Annotated in this window: 29 protein-coding genes, 2 tRNA genes and 1 pseudogene; 14 read left to right on the top strand and 18 right to left on the bottom strand. The window is 42.9% G+C overall.

Going from position 1 to position 24947, the window contains the following annotated elements; translation table 11 throughout:
* Positions 1-63: 63 nt before the first annotated feature.
* The 14 genes and pseudogenes from QQK21_RS13915 to QQK21_RS13850 form a co-directional block, all read left to right on the top strand.
* Positions 64-837, top strand: a pseudogene (locus QQK21_RS13915) (AAA-type ATPase lid domain-containing protein); the annotation flags it as partial.
* Positions 815-1876 (top strand): glycosyltransferase family 4 protein, encoded by a 1062-nt coding sequence (locus QQK21_RS13910; protein WP_284192791.1) that lies wholly within the window; start codon positions 815-817, stop codon positions 1874-1876. The pseudogene QQK21_RS13915 and the gene QQK21_RS13910, both read left to right, overlap by 23 nt.
* Positions 1877-1983: 107 nt before the next feature.
* Complete coding sequence (locus tag QQK21_RS13905) at positions 1984-3186, top strand: glycosyltransferase (protein ID WP_284192790.1); 1203 nt, start codon at positions 1984-1986, stop codon at positions 3184-3186.
* A complete protein-coding gene (locus tag QQK21_RS13900) occupies positions 3179-4375 on the top strand; it encodes a glycosyltransferase (RefSeq protein WP_284192789.1) in 1197 nt (398 codons plus the stop codon). The genes QQK21_RS13905 and QQK21_RS13900 overlap by 8 nt, the downstream gene beginning before the upstream one ends.
* A 9-nt stretch (positions 4376-4384) precedes the next feature.
* Positions 4385-5833 (top strand): lipopolysaccharide biosynthesis protein, encoded by a 1449-nt coding sequence (locus tag QQK21_RS13895; protein ID WP_284192788.1) that lies wholly within the window; start codon positions 4385-4387, stop codon positions 5831-5833.
* Positions 5830-7221 carry an O-antigen ligase family protein gene (locus QQK21_RS13890; protein ID WP_284192787.1) on the top strand — a complete coding sequence of 464 codons (1392 nt, stop codon included), beginning with the start codon at positions 5830-5832 and terminating at the stop codon, positions 7219-7221. Before QQK21_RS13895 ends, QQK21_RS13890 begins: the two co-directional genes overlap by 4 nt.
* Positions 7222-7301: 80 nt before the next feature.
* Complete coding sequence (locus QQK21_RS13885; protein ID WP_284192786.1) at positions 7302-8027, top strand: acyltransferase; 726 nt, start codon at positions 7302-7304, stop codon at positions 8025-8027.
* Positions 8024-9142 (top strand): glycosyltransferase, encoded by a 1119-nt coding sequence (locus tag QQK21_RS13880; protein ID WP_284192785.1) that lies wholly within the window; start codon positions 8024-8026, stop codon positions 9140-9142. The genes QQK21_RS13885 and QQK21_RS13880 overlap by 4 nt, the downstream gene beginning before the upstream one ends.
* The gene (locus QQK21_RS13875; RefSeq protein WP_284192784.1) at positions 9139-10575 is read left to right on the top strand and encodes a GumC family protein; all 1437 of its coding nucleotides are present in this window, start codon (positions 9139-9141) and stop codon (positions 10573-10575) included. Before QQK21_RS13880 ends, QQK21_RS13875 begins: the two co-directional genes overlap by 4 nt.
* Positions 10576-10694: 119 nt before the next feature.
* Positions 10695-11786 (top strand): glycosyltransferase, encoded by a 1092-nt coding sequence (locus QQK21_RS13870; protein ID WP_284192783.1) that lies wholly within the window; start codon positions 10695-10697, stop codon positions 11784-11786.
* Positions 11783-12967, top strand: coding sequence for a glycosyltransferase family 2 protein (locus QQK21_RS13865; RefSeq protein ID WP_284192782.1), 1185 nt, complete (start codon positions 11783-11785; stop codon positions 12965-12967). Before QQK21_RS13870 ends, QQK21_RS13865 begins: the two co-directional genes overlap by 4 nt.
* Before the next feature lie 12 nt (positions 12968-12979).
* Positions 12980-13618, top strand: coding sequence for a sugar transferase (locus QQK21_RS13860; protein WP_284192781.1), 639 nt, complete (start codon positions 12980-12982; stop codon positions 13616-13618).
* Positions 13619-13772: 154 nt separating this feature from the next.
* A tRNA-Val gene (locus tag QQK21_RS13855) sits at positions 13773-13849 on the top strand.
* 36 nt (positions 13850-13885) lie between these two features.
* Positions 13886-13962, top strand: a tRNA-Val gene (locus QQK21_RS13850).
* Between the two features lie 132 nt (positions 13963-14094).
* On the opposite strand, the gene QQK21_RS13845 is transcribed toward QQK21_RS13850, so the two are convergent.
* The 18 genes from QQK21_RS13845 to QQK21_RS13760 form a co-directional block, all read right to left on the bottom strand.
* The gene (locus QQK21_RS13845; protein WP_284192780.1) at positions 14095-15258 is read right to left on the bottom strand and encodes a site-specific integrase; all 1164 of its coding nucleotides are present in this window, start codon (positions 15256-15258) and stop codon (positions 14095-14097) included.
* Between the two features lie 17 nt (positions 15259-15275).
* A complete protein-coding gene (locus tag QQK21_RS13840) occupies positions 15276-15470 on the bottom strand; it encodes a hypothetical protein (RefSeq protein ID WP_284192779.1) in 195 nt (64 codons plus the stop codon).
* A gap of 198 nt (positions 15471-15668) precedes the next feature.
* A complete protein-coding gene (locus QQK21_RS13835; RefSeq protein ID WP_284192778.1) occupies positions 15669-16175 on the bottom strand; it encodes a PadR family transcriptional regulator in 507 nt (168 codons plus the stop codon).
* A 10-nt stretch (positions 16176-16185) separates the two neighbouring features.
* Positions 16186-16812 carry an HNH endonuclease signature motif containing protein gene (locus tag QQK21_RS13830; RefSeq protein ID WP_284192777.1) on the bottom strand — a complete coding sequence of 209 codons (627 nt, stop codon included), beginning with the start codon at positions 16810-16812 and terminating at the stop codon, positions 16186-16188.
* Positions 16805-17041: a hypothetical protein gene (locus tag QQK21_RS13825; protein WP_284192776.1), complete on the bottom strand. Its 237-nt coding sequence runs from the start codon at positions 17039-17041 to the stop codon at positions 16805-16807. Before QQK21_RS13825 ends, QQK21_RS13830 begins: the two co-directional genes overlap by 8 nt.
* 94 nt (positions 17042-17135) lie before the next feature.
* Positions 17136-17459: a DUF3850 domain-containing protein gene (locus tag QQK21_RS13820; protein ID WP_284192775.1), complete on the bottom strand. Its 324-nt coding sequence runs from the start codon at positions 17457-17459 to the stop codon at positions 17136-17138.
* On the bottom strand, positions 17456-17983 hold the full coding sequence (locus QQK21_RS13815) for a phiTE_072 family protein (RefSeq protein WP_284192774.1): 528 nt from the start codon (positions 17981-17983) through the stop codon (positions 17456-17458). Before QQK21_RS13815 ends, QQK21_RS13820 begins: the two co-directional genes overlap by 4 nt.
* Positions 17973-18329 carry a hypothetical protein gene (locus QQK21_RS13810; RefSeq protein WP_284192773.1) on the bottom strand — a complete coding sequence of 119 codons (357 nt, stop codon included), beginning with the start codon at positions 18327-18329 and terminating at the stop codon, positions 17973-17975. Before QQK21_RS13810 ends, QQK21_RS13815 begins: the two co-directional genes overlap by 11 nt.
* Before the next feature lie 10 nt (positions 18330-18339).
* The gene (locus QQK21_RS13805; protein WP_284192772.1) at positions 18340-21102 is read right to left on the bottom strand and encodes a toprim domain-containing protein; all 2763 of its coding nucleotides are present in this window, start codon (positions 21100-21102) and stop codon (positions 18340-18342) included.
* Positions 21068-21373, bottom strand: coding sequence for a hypothetical protein (locus QQK21_RS13800; protein ID WP_284192771.1), 306 nt, complete (start codon positions 21371-21373; stop codon positions 21068-21070). Before QQK21_RS13800 ends, QQK21_RS13805 begins: the two co-directional genes overlap by 35 nt.
* Complete coding sequence (locus QQK21_RS13795; RefSeq protein WP_284192770.1) at positions 21357-21656, bottom strand: adenine nucleotide alpha hydrolase family protein; 300 nt, start codon at positions 21654-21656, stop codon at positions 21357-21359. Before QQK21_RS13795 ends, QQK21_RS13800 begins: the two co-directional genes overlap by 17 nt.
* Positions 21649-21960, bottom strand: a complete 312-nt coding sequence (locus tag QQK21_RS13790) for a hypothetical protein (protein ID WP_284192769.1) — start codon at positions 21958-21960, stop codon at positions 21649-21651. The genes QQK21_RS13795 and QQK21_RS13790 overlap by 8 nt, the downstream gene beginning before the upstream one ends.
* A gap of 17 nt (positions 21961-21977) precedes the next feature.
* Positions 21978-22190: a hypothetical protein gene (locus QQK21_RS13785; protein ID WP_284192768.1), complete on the bottom strand. Its 213-nt coding sequence runs from the start codon at positions 22188-22190 to the stop codon at positions 21978-21980.
* A complete protein-coding gene (locus tag QQK21_RS13780; RefSeq protein WP_284192767.1) occupies positions 22178-22879 on the bottom strand; it encodes a tyrosine-type recombinase/integrase in 702 nt (233 codons plus the stop codon). The genes QQK21_RS13785 and QQK21_RS13780 overlap by 13 nt, the downstream gene beginning before the upstream one ends.
* A 28-nt stretch (positions 22880-22907) precedes the next feature.
* On the bottom strand, positions 22908-23381 hold the full coding sequence (locus tag QQK21_RS13775; protein WP_284192766.1) for a phage regulatory CII family protein: 474 nt from the start codon (positions 23379-23381) through the stop codon (positions 22908-22910).
* Between the two features lie 186 nt (positions 23382-23567).
* Positions 23568-23921 carry an antA/AntB antirepressor family protein gene (locus QQK21_RS13770; protein WP_284192765.1) on the bottom strand — a complete coding sequence of 118 codons (354 nt, stop codon included), beginning with the start codon at positions 23919-23921 and terminating at the stop codon, positions 23568-23570.
* A 72-nt stretch (positions 23922-23993) separates the two neighbouring features.
* The gene (locus QQK21_RS13765) at positions 23994-24506 is read right to left on the bottom strand and encodes a BRO-N domain-containing protein (RefSeq protein ID WP_284192764.1); all 513 of its coding nucleotides are present in this window, start codon (positions 24504-24506) and stop codon (positions 23994-23996) included.
* Positions 24507-24617: 111 nt separating this feature from the next.
* Complete coding sequence (locus QQK21_RS13760) at positions 24618-24809, bottom strand: hypothetical protein (protein WP_284192763.1); 192 nt, start codon at positions 24807-24809, stop codon at positions 24618-24620.
* Between the last annotated feature and the right edge of the window lie 138 nt (positions 24810-24947).

The following is a 24947-nucleotide window of genomic DNA, read 5'->3' as shown; positions in this document are numbered from 1 at the left end:
AGTTAACGTAATGACAAAGTCGCTTGGTAATTAAGGTACGACAGAATCGCTTGGTGATCACAGTTTTTAGACGAACTGTGTGAAATGGAATTGGACATGCAGAAAAAGCTTCTGCGCTTTTTGCAAACTGGAACCTTCACTCCTCTGGGTGGCTCTAGAGAACTCAAAGTTGATGTAAGAATTATCTGCGCAACCAATCGCGATCCCTTGCTTGAAGTCGAAGAAGGCCGATTTAGAGAAGATCTCTATTATCGCGTACATGTTGTCCCAATCGAGATGCCCCCGTTGAAAGAGCGTGGTAACGACATTACTACGTTAGCAACCCATTTTCTTAGAGTATTTGCCAAGGAAGATGGCAAAAAGTTCAATGGCATCAACAGAGATGCTGAGTCATTACTCAAACGCTATGCTTGGCCCGGAAATGTCCGCCAATTGCAAAATGTGATACGCAATATTGTCGTACTGAACAATGATACCAAACTTGCTATAGAACACCTTCCTGAACAAATGACAAGTGGTCCTAAGGCACCTAAACCAAAATCACCCCAACCTACCCTCTCTCAACCGGTGCCGCCTGTAACTCAAGACGTTTCGACCTCCTCACAACTATCGGAGTCAACTGTGTATTCTGGCAATGAGCACACCACTGAGCCGCCTAAAGGTATTACGATACGGCCTATGTGGATGGTTGAACGTGAAGCTATCCAGCAAGCTATTGATTATTGTGATGGAAATGTACTCAATGCGGCTGTATTGCTAGAACTCAGCCCATCCACGGTTTATCGCAAAAAGCAAGCTTGGGAAACTGAAGAAGATGAGCAGCAGTACGCCGAATAAGGTTTGGTTACTCATTGATAGCCTTACATATGGCGGCATCGATGCGTATGTTGTTGAACTGGCGAAAGGACTTAAACAACACAGAGTGGATGTGGAAGTCTTGCTCTTAAAGCGCTTTGAACGTGTATCGCCGATTGTTGATAAGCTTGAGGGGTATAATATTAAGTTTAGCTATTTGTCATATTCAAATTCATTCCCTCTACTCACGCTTCTAAAACGAGTGAACCAGCGAAGTGGCGATATTCTCCATGCACATGGCTACAAGGCCAGTTTACTGGCAAAATGTGCACGTCTTTGTACTGGTATCACTCAAATATCTACCTATCATGCTGGTGAAACGCCAAAGGGGAAAGTAAAGCTCTACGACTTCATTGACCGGTATACTGCGTTCGTTTCTTCGGCTTCTCTCGCAGTAAGTGACCATGTCAGCGCTAAAATCCCCACCAAAACACACAAACTAAACAACTTTATCGACACAAGTAAAATATTACCTAGCCAAGGAGAGCAAATCGCGTTTGTTGGCCGTCTGAGCCATGAAAAGGCGCCCGACCAATTTATTCAATGCGCCAAACATAGCCCAAAACTCAAGTTCCACATCTATGGGTCTGGCCCGATGGAAGCAGACATTTTGCAAAACATGCCAAACAATGTGATTTGTCATGGGCACCAAAAAGAGATGAACAATGTATGGGAAAAAATCAAAATCCTTATCATTTGCTCTCGCTTTGAAGGATTGCCAATGGCTGCTTTAGAAGCCATGGCCAGAGGGTGTATTGTGATTGCTTATGAGGTGGGTGACTTACCTAAACTCATTGAACATGGGAAAAACGGCTTTATAGTAAATAACCTAGAAACATTGGGTAACACTCTACAGAGTGCTACCCAGATAAGTGAGGAAGAAAAAAAAGCCATACAGAAGCAAGCATCAGATACCATATATAAGCACTTCTCAACCTCCGCCGTTATTCCCAAAATGCTAAATATTTACTCTGGTGAATACATGCAATCTGATTCTCAATTTGACAAAAAGCCTTCCTAAATGTTGACAAGTTAACAATCACCCTATTAATCAGTAATATAGAATTCATACTTTTTTGGCATCTCATTTGCGTTGTTGTCCACTATACAACATCAGGAGAGGCTAAAATGAAAAATAACATACTGTTTGTTCACTATGGCAACGACTGGATACGGGGAAGCGAGAACTGCTTGTTAGACCTCATCCGCTACTGCCCTGAGCATGGTTTTGAAGCCTATTTGTGGACAAATAACGCATCGCTTCACCGCTATGCTCAAAGCTATAACATCAATACACAAATCGATGCTTTTCCTTTGCTTCTCGGCTGGCTAAAGCCTAGATTCCATATTGTTGGTTGGTTAAATTTAATCATTAAAGCTTGCCGATTGATCAAGCAAAACAAAATCACCATGGTTCACGTCAATAGTGGTGCACCTTGTCAATGGATGATCTTGGCGACACGATTGATGAACATCCCTTTGGTCACCCAACTTCACAGTGCCTACCCTGCTCGTGACCGAATTACATTGGGTCTACATCTTTCGCCACATACCATTGCTGTCAGTAACTATGTAGGACAGCAACTAAGTAAAGAAGGTTATCCTCTTGAGCGTCTATCTACTATCCACAATGGTATCGATGTCTCAAAGTTCGTCGCTCAAGCCAAAGTTGACACTAAAGAAGTTCTGGGATTGCCTCAAGACAGTTTTTTATTCGCGACAGTTGGGTCACTTATTTACGACAAAGGCATGGACAGAATTATTACTGCAATTCAAAGCCTAAATATGGACAATGCAAACGTGCATTTACTCGTTGTCGGTGACGGACCTTTACGTTGCGAGCTAGAGCGCATGGCTAAAACGCTCTATGTTGAAAACAAGGTCCACTTTATTGGTGTGCAAAACAATGTCGTCGGATGGCTAAAAGGATGTGATGCGTTTGTCAGTGGCTCTCGGCGTGAAGCCTTTGGCTTAGCGATTGCCGAAGCAACCTTAGCCGATATTCCCGTTGTCGCACCAAGAGAAGGCGGAATACCTGAGTTTATCCATCATGGCACGACAGGATTACTTTACCCCAATCATGGCACAGCCCCTCTAACCAAAATGATGGCAGTTGTTGTTGAACATCAACAGTTTGGCAAACAACTTTCTCGTCGAGCACGTAAACATATTGCCGAGAACTTCAATATTGAGCTCTCAAGCAGGAAAGTTTTCCAAGTATACAAACAATTGCTGGTTGAGCATAAGGCGTCAGTCTCCCTATGGCGCACGTTTATACCTTTGAAGACTTATTTGACAAAACGCTTTTTTCTGGGGGGGCAACATGGCTAAATCAAACGCTCATCATACATTGATTTTTGATCCCATCACCTTTAAAGGTGGGTCAAAACTGGCTACAGCCGAAATATTAAGACTGTGTAAAACCAATAGTAATCACTTTGTGATTGCGACCGTTCAACCAACATTTTGGAAAAATAGTCGCCTCGCTCAATCTCATTCGGTAGAGATCGTGACACTTGCCTTATCGAAAGGATTAGCCAAACAGCATTATGGCATCCTATATTGGCTAAACCAGTTTTATACCAGCCTATTGCTACTCTGCCTACTCGTTAAATATCGAGATATTTCTAGAGCCATCGGCGCTTCGGGGCCCGGAATGGATATGGCACTTTACCTCGTCAACATATTCAAGCATTTCGAACTCATTCAATTTGTACACGGTCCGGTTGGTAATTCACGTTCCATTGGGTATTGCCTTACTCGTGCCGACAAAGTATTTCACCTGCCATCGAGCAAACCAAGTATGGCCATTGCATTAAATACTTACCTAAAGCACAAAACTGGTATTGAGGATTGCCAAGCACTTATTGAGTCATTTTTAACTTCATCCTCATACCATGAATTTGTCAATGGTCTGACTGAAGACAATTGGCCAACACGATCTCAAACACATTTTCCAGTCTGCTACTGGGCGGCATCTTTACTCAAGTGGAAAGGGTTAGATACGTTTGTTGATGCTCTAAAAGACGCAGCAAAGCTCAAGTCTCTTGCCGCTAATATTTGTTTTATCCGACCTGTGGACACGTCTATTCCTGTCAGTGCGGCTCCCATCTCTATGCAACATGTCAATTGGTATCAAGATCCACCTGATTTAGACAGCATTCGCAGCCAGTCAAACATCTTTGTTTCGACCAGCCAAAACGAACCATTTGGATTATCCATATTAGAGGCTCTTGCTGCTGGGATGTGTGTCATCATTCCTCAAGATGGTTCGTATTGGGATGAGCGTCTAATACACAACAAAAACTGCATTAAATACTTGCCCAATAATCCACACTCTTTATGTGACGCATTGCTATATGCAGCAAAGGATACGGATAACTTTCACCAATGTATCAAAAACGGTTTGAAAGTAGCACAAGAGTACAAAGCCGAGAAATGCTACCTCGATATCATCAAAACGATAAACGGCAATCCAGATGGAAGCGTGTCTCGTACGTCAAACCCTGTGAGGCAATGAGGAATAATTATGCGACAAAAAATACACGCATGGTTAAAACAAGAGAATGTGACAAGCATGTCACTCTATGCAATCAGCCTTCTAATGATGAAAGGAACATCTCTCATCATGCTCCCGTTCATGGCGGCCTATCTTTCACCAAATGAGTTCGGCCACCTTGAGTTATTATCGATTACAACGGTGTTTTTTAGTCTGTTGGTCGGACTATCAATGCATGAAAATTTATACCGTTTCGTTGGCACAGTTAAGCTTGATACCGAGCGATTCACCAGAGTTTGCGAGCTATGTACAAGCTCATTAGTCACCTCCGTACTGCTTGCATCGGTGTTTGCTATCCTTTTTTCCTTTGTATTTCTAACCACGGCGATTAGTAGCCATCAGGCGGCTATCATTACTCTGGTTATCTCGGTAGAAGCACCGCTAGCCATATGCTTGGCTTGGCTAAGGCTCAACAACAAAGCATGGATATTCTTTAAAGTCAGTTTGGCGACGCTGATAATTCAAATTTCACTCATCGTATCGATACTGGTGACCTCGCCAAATGTGACTCTTATCTTTGCTGTTGGTGGCTTGTGCACTGTTGTACAAACAGCATATCTGTACATACACAATCGATTTATCTTCAAATTCCCATCACTTGAGCACTACAAAAAATATCTTCGCTATTCGTCACCTTTAATGCTTTCAGCCATTCTTGCTTTCGGATTAAGTGGCGCAGAACGATGGATCATCGCTGAATCACATCCACTCGAAACACTTGGCATTTATGCTGTTGCAGCAAAGTTTGCGCTGGCTCTGGGTATTTTGATCCAACCTTTTCATATGTGGTGGATGCCAAAACGCTTTGAGTTATTAGAAACCCAAGGTAGAGAAAAAGCCGTGCATCATACTCAGCATGGCATATCAGCCCTATGTATATTAAGTATTCTCGTGACATGGATCAGCCAGAGCTTTATAAACCTAGCCCTGCCTAGCAGCTACCATTTAGCCAGCCAGCTTGTCGTGCTTTGTATTATCATTATGTTGTTAAAGGAAATGGCCGAACTTTTAAATATTGGGGTGCTCTATGCTCAAAAAACTCATCGTCTTTTCTATATCAATGTGATAGCAACGGTGATCGCTTTATCTTTAGCTTGGTATATGAAACATCTTGGTGTATCCATGATTTTGTTATGTCTATGCTTAGGACAACTGGTTCGTATTGTCCTAATTGCCTACCTAAGTCAATCTAGTTACCCTCTGCCATACAAAACAAAATCTCTTATACTAACAATGATTATAAGCGTGCTTTTTATTTCAAGCAGTTGGCATAACAGCTCTATTGCTGTAGCGATGTTGATGATGGTGATCCAGCCTATTGCATTGATTATATTACTTAATAGACTGAATTTAATCGAAATTGACCTATATTTCTTCAAACGTCACTCACCGCAAGATCGCGTAGGACGCATGTTATGACAGGACACAGGGCGCTTTCACCATTAATTGTTACACTTTGCGTCTGTTCACTCATCGCCCTGATATGGAAGTTTGTACCTCATCCTGCCGTCGCTGTGGTGCTATGTATGTTGCCCTTGGGTTTATTGTTTGTCCTCAACCAAACATTCTGGCTAGTGAGCTTATTTGTGCTGTTTTCATTTTTCCGAATTCATGAAGCCATTCCAGCCCTTTACTCTCTCAAAATCCCATTACTTTTATCTCTTGGAGCTCTGAGCGCACTGGTTTGGCACAGTTTGATCAGCAAACAATTAGAAACTTTCTGGCATCCCAGTTTTACTTGGTTATCCGTGTTCTGGTTTCTGGTCTTCATTGGTATCCTTTTTTCATCAAACCCGGGCCTCGCAGTTAAATACTTCAAAGCCATGTACTGGAAAATTATTGTGATGACTTTTGCCATTGCCTGGCTAGTCAATAGTGTCATCAATGTTCAACGAATCAGTATATTAATTGTACTCGCTGGTGGTTTGATTGCTTGTGTGGCACTTTTTAACTCCATCAATGGAATCGGTTTAGTCGAGGGCACTCGCGTCACCATCGGAAGACAACTCAGCTCAGTGTTAGGGGACCCAAACGATCTGTCTCTTGTTCTCATGTTCCCACTGGCGTTTGCGGTGAGTTTACTCACCACCAAAAATATTGGTGGTATACGTATATTAGGCTTAATCGGAACCGTGTTATCCATGCTGGCCGTTCTTGCAACACAAAGCCGAGGAGGACTACTGGGTTCGATAGCCGTCTTTGGTATCTTTGGGCTGAGACTCATTCGTTCTAAGGTTTTATTAGCGGTGATCGGAAGTATCGCCTTATTGGTTCTTGCTGCCGCTGCAGGCATTTCAGATCGCAAATCAGGTGGCGCGGCAGAAGAAGGAATCGATGCCTCTGCCATGGGCCGTTTGTACGCTTGGGAGGCCGCATTCGGTATGGCGGTAGATAATCCCATAACCGGAGTTGGAATCAATAATTTCTACTCAAACTATTTTTTTTACAGTCCACACTGGGATGGTCTCAACCATGCAGTGCATTCTACATGGTTCGGTGTATTGGCCGAAACGGGCTTTGTTGGCTTGTTTGTTTTTATTGGTTGTATTATCTCCTTGATAAAAACCAGTCAACAAACTCTAAAATTACTCGATTCCAATCCGTCTCACTACTCACCTTATCTGCACGGGACTGCAACCGCCGTCTACGCTGGAATTATTGGCACTATCGTTTCTGGTACCTTTCTCACTCAAGGTTTTACTTGGCCTATTTATATACTCGCTGCTCTGTGTATTGCACTTAATCGAGTTGTTCAAAATAATTCTCAAAATGATAATATCGCTCAAACCACTTTCAATAAAACTTAACATAATGTTTTAAAATGATTTTTATTTTGGCACGCAAAGTGTAACACCTCCTACATTGATTAAACACTAGGAGACTATCCATGCTGGCGGCTCAAATAAACGACATAAAATTATGGCTCAAAGAAAACCCAAATCCTATTTGTCGCAAACTGTTTTGCATTTTGAAATACATCAGAGCATGTGATCTCCCTACCCCTTCTTTGCTCAATAAGCTGATTTCTATCATCTATACTGGTGTAACAACATCTAGTTCTGCCTTAATGCGCGTCTTTATATACACACCAGCGTTTAAAGGGCGCTTAGCCACCTATGGTAAACGCCTCTATTTATTCGGGGGTGTCCCGCTTATTACTGGCCCACTGAAATTGGTTGTTGGTGATGATTGTCGAATTTCAGGGCATACAACCTTTAGTGGCCGCCCTCAGTCAAGGGCGCCAGAGCTTATCATTGGTAATAACGTTGATATTGGCTGGCAGACCACGATTGCGGTCGGGAAACAGGTGGTGATCAGCGATAATGTCAGAATGGCAGGAAGGGCATTTTTATTTGGATATTCAGGACATTCATTGAATGCAGAGCAAAGAGCAGCTGGCGCAGGTGACAAAGATCAGGATGTGGGGAGCATTATACTGGAAAAGGATGTTTGGCTTGGAACCAACGTAACCGTGTGTCCCAATGTCACTATTGGTCAGGGAACAATCGTAGGCGCGGGAAGCGTTGTTACTAAAAGCTTGCCCCCATTTGTTGTTGCAGCAGGAAACCCTGCACGAATTGTTCGAAAATTGGCAGAGCAGGAGGTTCTATGAGTCGTGATTTAATCGTATTTGGCGAGGACTTTGGTGGACTACCTTCGAGCACTCAACATATCGTATCCAGACTCGCGAAGGACCGAAAAATACTTTGGGTTAACTCTATTGGCCTGCGCCAACCCAAATTCAATACAAACGATGTAAAACGTGCTGTTGGCAAATTACTCGGTCTAAGTAAGCGTGGCTATTCGTCAGAATCTCGGCCGCATCCAAGCAATATCACGATTGTCAATTTAAAGACCATTCCGGCACCAAAATCAACATGGGCAAGAACCATCGCTAAAACAATGTTATTAACTCAACTTAAGCCAATCATCGATAAGCTTAAATTGGTGAATCCTATTTTATGGACCTCTCTTCCCACCGCTGCTGATCTTTGCGGACACTTGGGTGAAACAGCTGTAGTCTATTATTGCGGTGACGACTTTGCATCGCTAGCGGGCGTCGATCACCATACAATCTCGACTCACGAAAACAAACTTGCCAATATCGCTGATTTAATCTTAGGGGCAAGTCCAGCGATATGTCGTAAGTTTGACTCAACCAAAACGACACTTATCACACATGGTGTCGACTATGAGTTATTTAGCCAAAGCGCTAAGCGAGCATCGGATTTGCCAAGCAATGGACGCCCTATCGCAGGATTTTATGGCAGTATTTCAAACTGGCTCGATTACGAATTAATCGCGAAAATCTGCCTCAGCAACTCAAATTGGGATTTCGTTTTCATTGGCCCAATCGAGTTAGGTTATAACCCATTACCAAATTTATCGAATGTCTATTACCTTGGTCCCAAACCTCACCATCAACTGCCCAGTTACAGTCAGCATTGGGATGCCAGCTTACTTCCTTTTAAACTCAATCAGCAAATTATGGCTTGCAGCCCTTTAAAACTCATGGAGTATCTAGCAGCAGGCACTCCTGTTATTACTACACCCTTCCCTGCACTGGAAAGATACAAACCATATGTAAACCTGGTGAACGATGAATCAGAGTTTAAGCAAGCACTGGATGATGTAATGGTTAAACAAAAAGGTAATTCAGAGATAGTTCGTAGTGAAAGTTGGGATGCTCGAACTCAAACAGTCAATAGGCTTTTGGAGTCTCTATGAATGAACTTAAGCTTCGCTTCATTGTCATTTTGAACGCCGCTTGGCGCCAAAGGTACATTATCGTTTTGCCGATATTGTTTATGCCAATAGCAGGATATTTTGTCGGTAAAATGGCACCAGCCAAATACATCTCACACACCAGCATGCTCATTCAAGAAACAGCCAAAATGAACCCATTTTTGGAAGATCTCGCAGTTTCCACCATGCTCAAAGAACGTTTAACTGCGCTGCGGACACTGTTAAAAAGCCGGCATATTCTTAGGTCGGTCGCCGAAGAGCGAGGCTTAACAAATGATAAAATGTCTCCACAACAAATCGATCGAGTGATTGCTCAGCTCGCGGCGAGCCTCACTGTCACTCAACCTGGCAAAGATTTTCTCAAAATTGAGCTTACTGCCTCTAAGCCGGACGGAATGAAAGAGTTACTCGAATCCATTAGTGAACATTTTATTGAACAAATGCTCGCACCAGAACGATCATCGATTAAAGATTCTAGTGAGTTTTTAACACTGCATATTGAAAAACGTCGACAAGCTTTGGACCAAGCCGAAACGGCTCTAGCCAACTTTAAAAATATCAACGCTGCAGTGACACCGGAAATGCAAAATCAAAGCCTAACTCGGTTAGCCACTTTAAAACAAAGCCTTGCAGAAAAAGAAGCCGAACTGGCTGGTGTGACTCGAAGCCTTGGCTCTCTTGATCAACAGTTATCCAGAACCAACCCTGTTGTTGGTAAGATTGAAGATCAAATCATAGAGATTAGAAGTGAGCTGTCATCTTTAAGAGCCAAATATACCGACAACCACAGCGCAGTTATAGGTAAGCAGCGCGAGCTGCGCCGCCTTGAAAACGAACGTACTGAACTATTATCCGTTGAGCAGCCGAATATCAGTAGCGAGCAGCTTTGGGACATCGCCAGTAGCAACACCTTATCTGATATGAGTAAGATTCAGCCATTACTTGTTACTCAATTGCATAACTTACAAGTTGTCCGTGGAAGGTTTGAAGCCTTAAGTGAAGAAACCAAAAGCCTTAAAGCCATGATCTCTGAATTAGAGCAACAAGCAAATAAGTTTGGCGACAATGCCAAAGACATATTTCAGCTTCAAAGCGATGTAAGAATTAAAAGACAACTCTATGACGAGTTGATCCAGCGATACGAAATGGCGCAGCTTACAGGTTCTCTTGGTGTATTCGAGCAAAATAAGCGGGTAAAAATCATCGACCTTCCATTCACCCCAAGTGCTCCAGCAAATCTGCCTATTATCATCTTTATCGCCGCAGGGCTTTTTGCTGGTATTGGACTAGGCTGTGGCATCGCAATAATCATTGAACTATTCAATACATCCGTAAGAAGTCCGAACGAGTTAGAAACACTTACGGGCAAGCAAGTCATAGCGATTATTCCCAAAATAAAACCCTTTCATACCTAAATGAATCTCAAAATGATACAACCACCATTAGCAATGTTAACTTACTGTTTAACATTGCTTTTTTATTTGGCATAGGATGTGCTTTAAGCGTATTAGGTTCGTTCACTTAGGAACTAATAATGAAGAAGCATACCAATACTGTCATCCATGTTGTCCAGCACCTATCTCCCGGTGGTTTAGAAACTTTAGCGATCAATATGCTCAAGTTTGCTTCATCAAAATCTAATGTTTTAATCGTGAGCCTTGAGGGTAACAAACAAGATGCGATTAAAAACTGGTCCGTACTTAAAAACATCAGTCATAAACTTGTCTTCATGGGTAAGCCTGCTGGCCTTAGCAAAAAAACGGTTCTGTCTCTTTATCGTCTGTTCAAACAAGTGAAACCTGATGTGGTCCACACCCATCATATTGGTCCACTTATATATGGCGCAAGCGCAGCAAGATTGGCTGGTATCAAAAACCTCGTTCATACCGAGCATGATGCATGGCATCTTAATAATCCTAAGCGCCGCCTACTGCAAAGTGCGATTCTAGCCCTGACTCATCCACAAGTGGTTGCTGACGCCGATGTGGTAAAAATGCAGCTCGATACAAAACTCAAATATCATAAAGTCGCGGTGATTAAAAACGGGGTTGATTGTGAACGGTTCTCACCCGGAAATCAAAAAAACGCCAGAACACAATTAGGCTTGTTGTTAAGCGATACTATTATTGGTTCAGCTGGCCGCTTAGAAGAAGTAAAGGGTCATGATTTGCTGTTAAGAGCGATGCCATTTGTCGATTCTAAGGTCAAGCTGGTGATTGCAGGAGATGGAACCAAACGTCAGACGCTCATTCAACTGGCAAAAGATCTCCACATTAGTGACCGTGTTTATTTTCTTGGCTTAGTAGATGATATGCCAAATTTTTACCGCGCTCTTGACGTTTTTTGCCTCCCTTCTCGATGCGAGGGCTTCCCTCTTGCAACATTAGAAGCTCAAGCTTGTGGAATACCTACCGTTGCACATGATGTGGGCGGCACTAAAGAAACACTGTGCCCAGATACAGGGCTTCTTTCACAAGTCGGAGATCACCAAGCTTTAGCAAACAATATTAATAGACAGTTAAAGCACAATTCAGACCGTTCACCGCGCCGTTTTGTCACCATCAATAATGACATTCGAAAAATGGTCGAAGCATACAATGCCCTTTCACAGGAGAAATTCGCATGATCGACATCATTATCGCTGCTGGTTTCACATTAAGCGCAGCTTTGATTATCTACCACCATGTGGTTTACCCAATGATTCTATCGTGGTATTCCAAACACCATCCAGCTACGGCGATACAGCATGTAGAGCGTGGCTACAAAAAAGGTCAGGATGATGTCGAGTGTGCAGACGTAACTATATTGGTACCTGCATATAATGAAGAAAAATGGATTGCTGAAAAGATCCGCAATCTAGCATCGATTGATTATCCCAAAAAGCATTATCAAGTCATTATTGCCTGCGACGGTTGTACAGACCGTACCGTACAAATCGCTCAAGATACCATTCAAGAGGCTATTTGTTGTGATACACACTTTGAAATACGTGCATTCGAGGAAAATAGGGGCAAAGTGGCGTTGATTAATGACCAAATGCAGACCATTACATCCGAAATCACCGCAATGAGTGACGTTTCAGCACTTATCTCTATTGACGCTCTACTGGTTGCCAACAGACATTTTCAAGATAGCCGTGTTGGCGCTGTCAACGGGCACTACCGGCTTCTGTCAACTGGCAGTCAAGGTGAAGAGAGGTATTGGCATTACCAAAGCAAAATGAAGCTAAGCGAAGCCAGTTTGGGCAGCACTTTAGGCGCACACGGTGCACTTTACATGTTTAGAACTAAATTGTTTGAGCCTTTACAGGAAAACACCATCAATGACGACTTTATTATCCCAATGCAAATCATACGCAAAGGCTATAAAGTGCACTACGACCAAAATATGATCGCCTTGGAACTCGAAGCCACGTCTTGTGACAAAGATTTTAAACGTCGGTTAAGAATTTCTGCTGGTAACATGCAGCAAGCTGTTCGTTTAGCTGACCTATTTCTGCCCAAACACAGAGGCGTAGCCTTTGCCTTCTTCTCGGGAAAAGGCCTTAGACTCATCGCCCCTTATCTTATGATTGCTTGTTTGGCGCTATCAATCGCCCTTATCAATCATCCGGTGTTTTTCATGGCAACTATTGCTCAGGCTTCTGTCTATACCCTCGCTGGTTTAGGGCATTTTTTCCCACAAATATTTAAGCATAAATACTGTCAGCTGCTGACATACATAGTGGCGGGACACGCCGCCAACCTGATCGGCGGCCTACGCTATCTGTTCGGCTTAGAATCTACCCGTTGGAAACGAATTCAATAAAAGGAGTATCTCATGAGTAATGCATCTTCTCTATATTCAATCTGGTTAGCAAAGCGTACCTTTGATTTTCTCGCTGCCTTGCTAGGACTCTTCATTTTATCGCCCGTGATGCCATTAATTGCACTGGCGATAAAGTTAGATTCCAAAGGACCTGTGTTCTACAAACAACTTCGGGTCGGGAAGTCGACACCTAAGCAAATGATGTTCTTTGAAATTGTTAAATTTCGTACCATGTATGTGGATGCAGAAACTCGCACAGGGGCAGTATGGGCAACGGAAAACGACCCCAGGATCACCAAGGTAGGTCGTTTCCTGCGCAAAACTCGTTTGGATGAGATCCCTCAGCTATTTAACGTAGTGCGTGGTGAGATGTCTATCATAGGACCAAGACCTGAGCGTCCAAGCTTTTACAACAAACTAGAGTCTGAGATACCCTACTTTGCCGATAGAACTTACGGTGTTATGCCCGGAATCACAGGCCTTGCACAAGTCAACCAAGGTTACGATACCTGTATCGATGACGTAAGAAAGAAAGTCGGTTATGACCACAGCTATGCCCTCTCACTTCGCTCTCTTAAATCTTGGATTATGATGGACTTTAGTATCATTACCAAGACCCTAATCGTCATGGTTGACGGTCGCGGCCGATAAGCCAATAGGCCGAAGTTTCAACGCCAAACTTCGGCCCTTCAAGTCCAAAAAAGCACCAAATTGCCTAGTTGTGAAGCAAACAACTTGAAAACCAACAATTTGCACTTGCACACCAATCAAAGTCTCGGTAATATCCACCTCGTTCTTAAGGAATGGGTCCGTAGCTCAGTTGGTTAGAGTACTACCTTGACATGGTAGGGGTCGGCGATTCGAGTTCGCCCGGACCCACCACTCCTTAAAGCATAAATATGCAAAGAACATAAATTTGGGTCCGTAGCTCAGTTGGTTAGAGTATCGCCTTGACATGGCGGGGGTCGGCGATTCGAGTTCGCCCGGACCCACCAAATTTAGAAAAAAGCCTACTAGTTTTAGTAGGCTTTTTTTGTATTTAAATTGCACCATTATTCATTAATCTGAATAACAAAAACCAGCCGAAAGTGGCTGGTTCCAAAACGGTTCCAAAACGGTTCCAAAACTCACACAACTGAAAGCTCAGCAGCTGGTACGGTAACCCAATGAATATGACCCTCTTTGTAAACTTCAGTGCTACGCGAATCTGTATGGGCAGCACGAGCTTGTGGGTCATACCCAGCTTTGTCATATAGGTGGATGCTTAGAGCCCTTATTTCATGGAAAGTAGGCCTTTGGTCAGAAGCTAGGTTGTCTTGAACACCGACTCTGTCCCGTACTATTGAGAATTGCTTGCTGAGATACTTTTTATTCACTTGAGTGTAATGATCGCAATTCTGACTCACTTCATTACTGCGCTTGAGTGGAATACGGTGCACAATATAAGGTGAAGCGACGTCATCTTCCCTACTTGTTCTGATGATTTGAAGTAACGACTCTGTGACAGGAATTCGAACTCGGCTTGCTTCTTTGTCTTTCACTTTCTGACGATGAATCTTAAGATATCCATAAATTTTCAAGCCCTGCTCTACTACGGGTTGATTCAGCTGTTCAAAATCAGTGTACTTCATTGAACACACTTCATTTACTGAGTGAGTGGTTTCAATAGATAAAGCCATTGCTGTTCTCAGCCATAACGGCGCTGCAAGCCATATTTCCTTATACTCTGTCAGTGAAAGACGATTTCTACGCTTGGCCTCAATTCGACGGCTTTTCTTCCTCCGTGCTGGATTATCGGTCATTACTCCTTCATCAAGTGCGTAATCAAAGACCTTTACCATAAATCCAAGCCAACGATTGTAAACTTCGTTTGATTTATCAGTTGTAAACAGCGTTAGCACATGATTTACATCACTCAGTGTCACGCTATCCCCAATACGATCACCCAATACTTCCTCGAGTTTGCTTAACCTATTCAAAAATAGCGTTAGCGTCTCTTTTGATGGTTGCTCATCTTCCTCATATCTAATTCGTAGGCGATCAAAGAACTCAGAAAGCGGAGACCCATTTGATGAACCTTTATTCGGACAAAACTCTGTTATCACATGAGTCAATTCTGAATCTACACGAAACGTTGCGTTGTAACGTTTGGCTAGTACTACAGCTTTAGCCTTATCATGGCCTAAAGATTTCCAAGTGTTGTCTATTCGCTTAAATACATAGCCTTTAACACCTTTATGATAGAGGCCCTCTGGCAGGCCTCTGTTTTCTAATTTTCTTGGTCTGGGCACGGTCACCTCAAATCTATTTAATGTTGCATTAAGTCATCAAGCATAGGGTCGCCTGACGCTTGTTTCTCTTTCTCAATATCAACATAATATGTGTGACCAATTTTCTTACCTGGCAACGTACCCAAATCGATTTCCCTACGACAGATACGTACATCTGGCGCACCTCCTTTCGGAAATCTTTCTTTTCGCCATTGGTTGAGTTTCATTAACATAAAAGTTCCTCCCCCACAGAGTGCCGGAAAAACCTGTGAATCTATGGGATGAAAGTAGCCATTAAAATAAATTCAATGACTTAGAATAAAATTGTTTACTATTTACTCCACAAGTTGCCGCCTGCGGGAGTAAATTACCTATGGGACGATCTATGAAATCCCATAGGTTTGTTGGAGCCTAAAGCATAGTTTTGCCGTCTATGCTGCCTTTATGCTGCCATCTTTAAGCGTTAATTCCTGTAAAACCTGTACAGTCCAATCGTACTCAGATTTCAGGTGGTTAAGCTCTCTAGAAACGGCTAGAGCAGACAAAATATCTGTTTTCTTCGCCTGATTGCTCATAGTTGTAATTTGATCACTCAACAAATTTTTCAATTGCTCAAAGTAGTAACTATTAGCGAGGAATAAGTGAACCAAAGCCTCATCTTGAATCCTAGAGATTGAAGGTTCAGAATCGAGAGCATTAGTAAGCTGTTCTTTACCAGTTGAAGTTAACAAATATAATTTTTTGTCTGGTTTACCCGACTGAGGGACCTCTTCCAACGAAACTAAACCTAACTTTTCTAGCTTGGACATATCACGATAGATTTGTTGATGTGATGCCTTCCAGCCTTTATCTAAAAGTAGCTTAGTTAACTCGTAGCCCGTTGATTGCTGCTGGTTCACTTCAGACATCATGATGAGTTGTAAATTTGATAAATACATATTGCTTCCTCTATGCTTGGTTATTACGGTTACCTGCTTCAAAAGCAGCGACTTCTAGTTTTGATAATAAGCGGCCTGTTTCCATAAGTTCATTCGGTAGCTCATTAACTCGGTTCTGATTCATTCTCAGATTCACTGACTGAGACACACATTCAAGATTAGATAGTTGGCAGTTCAATTTATTCCCATCAATAAATCGCAAGATCATCCCTTTTGGTACTCTACCGTTCTCTTTTTCCCATAAAACATAGTGTTTAGGTCGATAACGTGTATCAGCCCCAGTATGTGGGTTTCGTTCAGCAACATTAATTAGAATGTAACCATCTTTTGTACAAATCCGTTCGTGTTCTAGGGTTTTTTTATTGTGTGGTACTTGTCCTGACTTAAAGCTTCCAGAGTTGGGCTTACACACTCCCTTGGTTCCGGTGTTCCAGGGCAATTCACCTTTTTCGAAGCATCCTGTACGGCCTGTCAACCACCCATGACGCTTACAATAAGCAGATATCGCTGGCTGACTTTGTTCAAGACCAAACTTAGAGTTGAACAGTGCTGTAAGTTCTTTTCGAGGAAGTAGATAGTTGGCTTTTAGAAAACTCTTCTGCTCTTCCGTATATTGGTGACAAACTCCTTTAGGCATTGCGCTTGTCCTCCATCATAGGTACCTGATATTTCCCTGCGTACTCAGCTTTAAATTTTGCTCCTTGAAGAACAAGTTGAGCATTATTGACTATCTGCTGAGAGACAGAAGTTATGGCTTTCGTACGAGTAACTTCCATCTCTAGTGCTTGACCTTTTAGATCCTCATCACTCAAACGTTCAATCTGAGCAAATAAATGGTTATTCAAATCTGTTAATTGGTTTTTCATAGGTTTACCTTCTTTCGGTTTCTGGTATAGCTAGACACCTATAATTGTCAGCATCGAAGATTAATAACGCTGGCGCCATTAGTTTGCTGTATGATTAAGTGCTTTTATTGCCATCTTTTATGTCCTTAATTATGGATCGAACTAGTTCAGGGGCACTCATGGGCAACACACCACTCTCGCCTAATAACTTACCTCCACTTATCCAGTCGAATGAGAAAACGATATAGCCTTCTTGTTGTGCATAATCAGAGATGTATTTGATGATGATATCGATATAGCGTTTGTTCTTTTCATCAATTAAACACACTCTATCACCCACTTTAAAATCACGGTCGTTCTTACGAATTTCGAAGGTTTTGTTCCCTTCGATAATTGAGTTTAAATACTCAGGTTTAATTTTCAGTCGGTGCTTTTTCATGCTTTGCTCATCTCAAAGTGTGTTTTTAAACCAGTTTGAACATGTGTTATCAACTGAGTCAGGTACTCGTAATCGCGGTTAGGTTTAGAGGGAATCTCCCACCACCACTCAAAGCCAATCACTTTTCTTAGCAGTGGCTCGAACATAGAACAATACAAACGGTCACCGAAATCATCCGGAATATCATTGAAAAGCTCTCTTGCTTCATTTTTGCCGATATCATTCTCACGGCGTAGTTTTAAAAGTTTCTGCTTTACAACTTTGGCGAACTTCTCAAAGTCATCTACTTCACAGCTGATACTTGATAGTTTCCCCGCCAAATAATGCTCATCACAATCAACAAAAAACTGCTCTATACGACGCCCAGACATTGCAGGCCATTTACTTGACCAAGCCTTGCCATAGCACTCGATCGTGATTCCTCCTTTCCCTGGGGCATAGTTTTCTAAATGAACCGTAACAGGGTCAAACTCGTCGATTTGAGTAATCAGGAGCGTGGTGCTTTCAACGGATTCAATCTGCATTTGTTCGTTTCCCTCTAAAATCCCATTGCTCTATCAAAGACTCCACAAAGTCGCTCCCATAAATTTCATGCGACTCAACAGCCCCACAGCACTGAATTAGTGTCAAAACCCCATCACGTAATAGGTTGCACGACTCTCCTCTGGTGTAAGACATTAAGTTGTACATATCAGCACCACAGATGTTTGAGTTGTATAAGTTGACAATCAGACTCGCAATATGGCGCTTTTCTTGAGCAAGCCGCCCAACATATGCCAGTTCCTTTCCTCGCTCATTGGGAATTGGCATATATTCCCCAGGCCGTGGGTTCAAGTTAACGGGTATATGATTTATGGATACAAACTGCATCTGGTACTCCTTATTGGTTAGTTTCTTTCTCACGAACATCGTCTGGAACCGCTGGGAACAAGCCAAATTCACGCAAGTTCTCAACTCCCAGAGCGACAAAGTTAGCGACACGCTTACCATTAATTGATTTTTCGTGGCCATCTTTCAGAACCACTTTGGCCTCCTTCAACTGCTTCTTAAGAATGCGGTCAGACTTAACCGGCAAACTGTCGAATTTTGCTTTGAGTGCTGGGCTTTGGCTGATGTGCTGCATAATATGGCTTGTACGAACCAGCAAACACAGCTCACCTTCAATCCAATCGAATGCATACGGATGGCGGAAGTGTGCCGCATCCATCTCACCAAGAATTAGCTCTAAGATCCAAACCCATGGTTCACGCTCAGCTTCAGTTTCTCGGATATGTGCATTCATCTCCGTTACTAAGTCCTGCAAAAAATGACCGTAGTTACTCGCAACGCCTGTAAACTCACACAACAAACGCCAAGCCAGCATTAAACAGGCGTAATTGTCTCGCATACGGTTGGCACCGTTATCATCTGGCTTGGCCATACAACGTTGAGATAAGTAATCCACACACTCTCTATAAGCACGTTTCATTTGAGGCCGAGAGTACGATGTCAGATAAAGAATCCAGTTTTTAACTGGGAAACGAGGCAAGTCATCAGGAATCATTTCACCCTTACGCCCAGTTAGATCAGAACGAACAAGCTTTCCAAGCAGAGACTGTACAGGTACGTCTTCTCCAGCTAGAAGAACAGGCGCAATACTCAGAAACTCGGTCATGTCAGTACCGCGGCGAGTAATCGTGTATTGATAGCTTTCCTGAAGCATCGCAACCGCTTTATCAATCACGCCTTGACCTTGCGCAGATAACTCTTCCCACCCAACTGGATGAGAGGTATGTGAAATTGATGTCAGCAAACGGAACTCTGTTTTCAAGCTTTGGCCGGAGAACATCGTGAACGCTAATGTACGCTCTAGCGATTTAACCAGTGTTGACTTACCAGCACCCTTTCCTGCGTTTAACATGTAGTGAGGCCAAAAGCCCAAATATGTTTTGATATGACAGCCAAGCCCCCAAACCAAAAGCATCAGAGCGGCATTATTTTTAAAAGTGGCATGATAAGCCTCTAGTACTCTAAGACCTTGATCCGGTGTTCCTGATGGGAACTGAAGGTTGTGATAAGGGCACTGCTGTGTTGGGTCAGTAAAGAACGAGTCCGGGCCTTCATTCAAAATCGCTTGCCCGTTATGCCAAGCTAAGCCAACGAAATTCACTGCGCTGCGCTCACCAATATGAGTCGCACGCTCGAGGATGGAAATCATTCGGGTAAACTTACCTGGATTGAAAATTCCGCCGCCAACTCTACGCCATACGTCTACGTTATATAGCTGATCGCGCTTCATCACAAAGCGTGTCAACTCTGTAGGCGAGTCTGGTGTTTGTATTGTTGATGAATACACTTTTGTTGGTTGTAAATCTGGCTCCCCTGTCATTGCAGAGTTAGCTGATGAAATAGTTACTTTCGATAAGCCAGCGATGCGAAAAGAGCACACATCTTGCGGAATCTTCTGTTCGCCCTCTTCGTTCGTGACGATTTTTAAATAGCTCGTAAAGTCAGGTTTGACTCTAAACAACCAATAAAGACTTTGATCATGATTAGGAAGCGGCAAACGCTTAACATTTCCATGTTCGAACTCACCATCCTGTCCAGCGACCAACCACTGTTCTAAGTTATAAAGTAAGGTGTATTTAGTCAGCGTCGTTCCATGCTTCTTAAGGAAGTCATTCAGATCATTTAACCCTTCCCACTTGCCATTTTTATGGTCCACTAAAAAGCAGGGGATATTAAGAGCAGTGCATTTTTCATGGACTATCCATGCGGCTTCTGGCCCTGGTCTGTGTCCTTTTCTTGGCCCTTCAGCGATAGGTTCATCATTGTCAAAACAACAAACCACTTGTTTACCCGCCAAAAATCTCCAATCAATCTCATCAACCGCTAAGCCACGGGTTGCAATAGCAGTACTTAATGCCTTCCCTTTACCCTTGGGATCAAATGCAGCAATAGCCGATATAGCATTAATTGCTGATTCGACAACCACAACCGTAGACGCTCGCTTTAGTGCAACTTTATCCGGAATGTATGGGAAGCCTCGTTTCTCTCCCATCGCTTTTGTCTTATTGTCACCATTTAGACTTGGATCGAAAAATCGTATATCGATACCCATAACTTCATTAGTGAACAAACATCGACTTGGAAAAGTAATAGCCGGACCACCGTATCCCAGCTCACCTGCGTTCTTGCTAGGGCTAGTCCAATCGCTATAGCCGAATGCTCCTCTCTTTTGCAACATGTCCACAACTTCAGCTGGAATACCTCGTTCATCAATTAGGTAAGCCCTTGCATCAGATGCCATGGATAACTGCTTATCAGCCACCCATGCTAACTGGCTTTGTGGCTTGTTTTGCTGCGGAACAACATCATCAGTAGGAATATTAAATTCCTCATGCAGCCATTTCATTGCCTCACTGGTATCAGACGCTTGACCGCAATACATCACAAGGTCAATACAGGATCCCTTTTCACCTGACGTGTGGTCTTTCCACATCTCATAGCCAGCTTTCCCTGCATTAAAAATACTGACACTAGGATGCTTGTCAGGTCTATCTGGTGCACGGTAGTTGCCGTTTGGATCTGGCCGCTCCATTCCCAAGCGGTCAGCCAACTCATGCAGGTCAATTTTTTGTTTTAGTTGTTCTGCGGACGCCATACAGCGTGCCTCCAATTCTGTGTAGTTCAACCCCAACCGATACAGGGCCAAAAAGACGTTCTAAATTTTGTTTCACCTGCTGAAATTCATGTGACTTCAACAGATCCGCCATCATTGGGTATTCTTGTTGAATACGCCCCCAAACCGCTTTTTTCTTACTAGGGGCCAGTTCACTCAGAGTGACAGATGGCATAGCACTGCGAGTTATGACTGGCTCAGAAAACCAAAGGGGGCAAACCCATCCCTTATATGGGCTACAAGTCGTAGGCATAAAATCGCCTTAAGCATGCAGCCGTAATCCAAAGCTCATGACTCATATGACAACTATGTGTAAGCTGCAGGTTGGCCACTTCAGTTTGATCAAGGTGAGCAATCTCGCGTTCGTTAAGCTCAATGTATCCAGCCAGCTGCCACTCTTTAAAAACCATATCCTGTTCATCAACAAAAGCTTCACGGTTGATAAACCCTTTCTGGCGAACCATTTGCTGTTCTAACTTAAACAAGCATGCTTTTTGGGGTGCGGTTAGCTTTGTAGCCATCAGTGTTTCAGGCATAAGTCGCCTCCATGTAGTTCTGTGCTAGACGTTTGGAAGGTAGTATTTGGTGACGCCCCCAAACAGAGTGCTCGTTTAGAACGTCAAGGAGTTGATTGGCATATATCTCAGGAACTCCGCCACTGGTCAGCCATAGGCGTACATCGGTAGATCGCACGTTTAAACGCTCTGCTAAATATTCAGCCATTCGCAATGAACTTGCTCGACCGTTAAATACATGCAAATTAATGTTTCGCATAGCGGCTGCTAAAGAGTTTCTGCGCATCTGCTGTACCATTTCTTCTAAACTTAAATTTTGTTGCATTTGTCTATTTCCCCTGATTAGAGTGAATATGAATACACCGACACTCGGCGGTCTTTACTAAGAATCACTGGTGATTCACCAATGATTTTCACGACGACATTGGCTCCTTGTTCTTCACATGATTCAACGATGGCTGCACTTCTGGGATTACCATCGATGCTAATAACGTTGCCACGAATAACCTCATCCGCTGGAACATGCCTTAAACTCGGCTGTTTTATCGAAAACATGTACTTGCCTCCTGCATTGCCTGCTCAAGAGATTCTCGATTGGGTTTGGTATAAACCGCTGTCGTCGAAGGGCTAGAATGACCAAGCACCGCCTGAACTCGACGCAATGCATTGGGATCCGTTGTGCGTTCAAGAAACCGGATAGCCCAACAATGACGTAACCAGTGTGGTGTTCCCTCTCGCACCTCAGCCAAACGGCACCATTGAGTAAATCGAGCTTGAAAGCTGCGGCGGCTCATTCCCTGACGATTACGGCTAAGAAAGAGAGGACGCTCTAAACGAGACGTATCCCATTCAATGTCCTTGCTCATGTTTTTATGGATCTTCAGAAGTTCTTTAAGAGCTGCTATTGCTGACTTGTTAAGAGCAATTGGATGCTTCTTTTGGTTCTTAGCATTGGCAGTTTCATACACCAAGTACCCCTCCGCTAAACTGGCTTCAGCATCGCCAATGGTTAAACCAATCATTGGCAAATTCTTCTCTTTAGCTTTTTTGGCATCCGGCCCTGCGAGAACACCTAAACGCACTGCGGTTTCACGCATTAGCAGCATCCAGTAGTAATCGCGCTTGGCGTAAATGCCATAAGTTTGCTTGACGGTTTTGAATAGTTTTTTCTCTTCCTGCTCAGAAAAGTAATGGAGAAACACTCCTGAATCAGATACTTCATTGTTATGGAATACTGGGGCCATGGCCTACCTCCTTTGGCTTCGCCGTTGATTACGCTTTGACTAGCGAGCGCAAGCGCTCTAGTAATTCAAGCGCTGCTGCAAACACTTCTTGCAACTCACGCTCAATGCGTTCGAACTCATGTTGTTCGATATCACCATCTTCTAGCGCTTCTGAGATGGCGCGATTCATATCACCGATCTCCGCATGTAACGTGCTGTAACAGTTAAGTAGTTCTAAGTCTGAGACAGAGCGATAGTCTCCAAGGAAGTAAATCGAGTAGTTCAGCTCGCAGGCTATGGCACGTAACGGGCCAACATCTCCGGTAAGCTGCATCATTTGAATGGTGTCAAACAAGCCAAGTTTGTGGCTAGTTTGGTTGGGGTTAATTTCGTTAAACAATACACCCGGTCTTTTATTTAGGTGCTGTTCAACCTGCGAGACGTTACCAAATACCTTTAGCATTTGATGTAAAGCGTGCACCACTTGCGGGTTGCAAGGTGCTGATATTGATAGATTGGCCATGTGGCCTCCTAAAAAATTGATACGTTTCCAATTCTTAGAAGCCTGCGCTACAATCTACCGTAAGGATGAAATGGTGTTGGAGCCGTGAGCATAGAGGTTGCCGCCTCGCTCTAAGTCCCTACTGGTAGACTGCGTATTGCAGACATCAGGCCCTTACTGGATTGCCGTCCCGTAAGGGTTTTTCCTTTATGCTTTGATTAAGTCACCTAGCACATTTTTCAGTTCGTGAGCCACCCCCATAGTTTTTTCACATTCCAAAAAGTAGTCACGCATCTTGTGACTTAAATCTGAGTGGTTGTCCAACATTATCAAATGCATTCCCATTCGCGTTGTAATGAAATAATCACCTGAAGCTTGGACAACATAATCAGTACCTTCATGGAAGAAATTATTATTAGTGTGCTGTGCAATCCAAAGTGGAAATTCCACCTCAACATCCATTTTTGAATGAAGTTCTTTTGCAGATGAGCACCAGTGCTGCTCTCCACCGATTACAGACTGAAATCTTTCAATTTGAGTTGTTACTTGTGTTGTATTCATGTTTTGTTTCCTTATTTAAAGTTGAATGATGGTTTTAGGGGGCGATCTGACCCTCGAAATTAGCTATTGACTTTATTCGTTACTAACTTTGGTTTTAGTGCATGGATAACCCAATTGACGTGATACATCAGAAAGCGCATGTTGCAATGCCTCTTTCTCAAACTCATTTTTCGATTTGGCAATGGCTTTTACTAAATCAATGTATTGCTTCCGAGCACTCAAGCTTGATTTACTATCCAAGGTATACGTACCTGTCGCACGAATTTGCGGAAGAACTTCTTTTGTTACCCAATTAGTGAACTCTTTAGCTACTGGTTTACGGCTGGTAAAAATCAGCTTGTAAAAACCAGATTCAGTGATAAATACCATTTCTTGTGAACCACCAAGGGTGTCAGTAGTAATGACCCCCTTTTCATCATCATCGAGTCGATTTAACGCTTCTCTATGATTAGAAAGATCTAATAATTGACACATATCTTTACCACAGAACATAGGATGCCCTGCCTCAGTCAGAGCTGTACGAAGTTGCTGGTCACCAAATTCAAACGATAAGACTTTTTCAAAAAATCTAATTACTTCACTCATTTTTGTTTCCTTTTTTAATTTCGGCTGATTTTCAGCCCTAAATAGAGATTGACCTTACTTCAATCGCCATTTCAGGAGGTGTTAACACCTTCTGAATCACAGTGAATGCTCCTAAGCCGCCTGCTCATCAATAGGCGGTAAACCTAGTTCCTCCTCTTTTAGTTCAACAGCTTTTCGCAGAAGAAGAGCTGCCATTTGTGTCATTTTTCTATCATCCAACGTTGCCAAACGCTCTACACGCAGTCTTAAATCTAAGTTGCGAATTCCGATTTGATCAGAATTTGGATTTTTTGCTTTAGTCATGGACCTAATCCTCTATAATAAGTAGTTAAAGCTATTAACGCCCCTCTAATTACTTTGAATATCTAGCTTTGCTATCAATGTGAAATGATATTAGATCGGTTTACTAAGATTTACAAGCCAAAAAAGTAGGTTTATTAA

Origin of the sequence: Vibrio zhanjiangensis, from assembly GCF_030161235.1 — a bacterium.
GTDB classification, from domain to species: domain Bacteria; phylum Pseudomonadota; class Gammaproteobacteria; order Enterobacterales; family Vibrionaceae; genus Vibrio; species Vibrio zhanjiangensis.
Note: the sequence above shows the minus strand (reverse complement) of the source record. Positions and strands in the feature narration are given on the sequence as shown.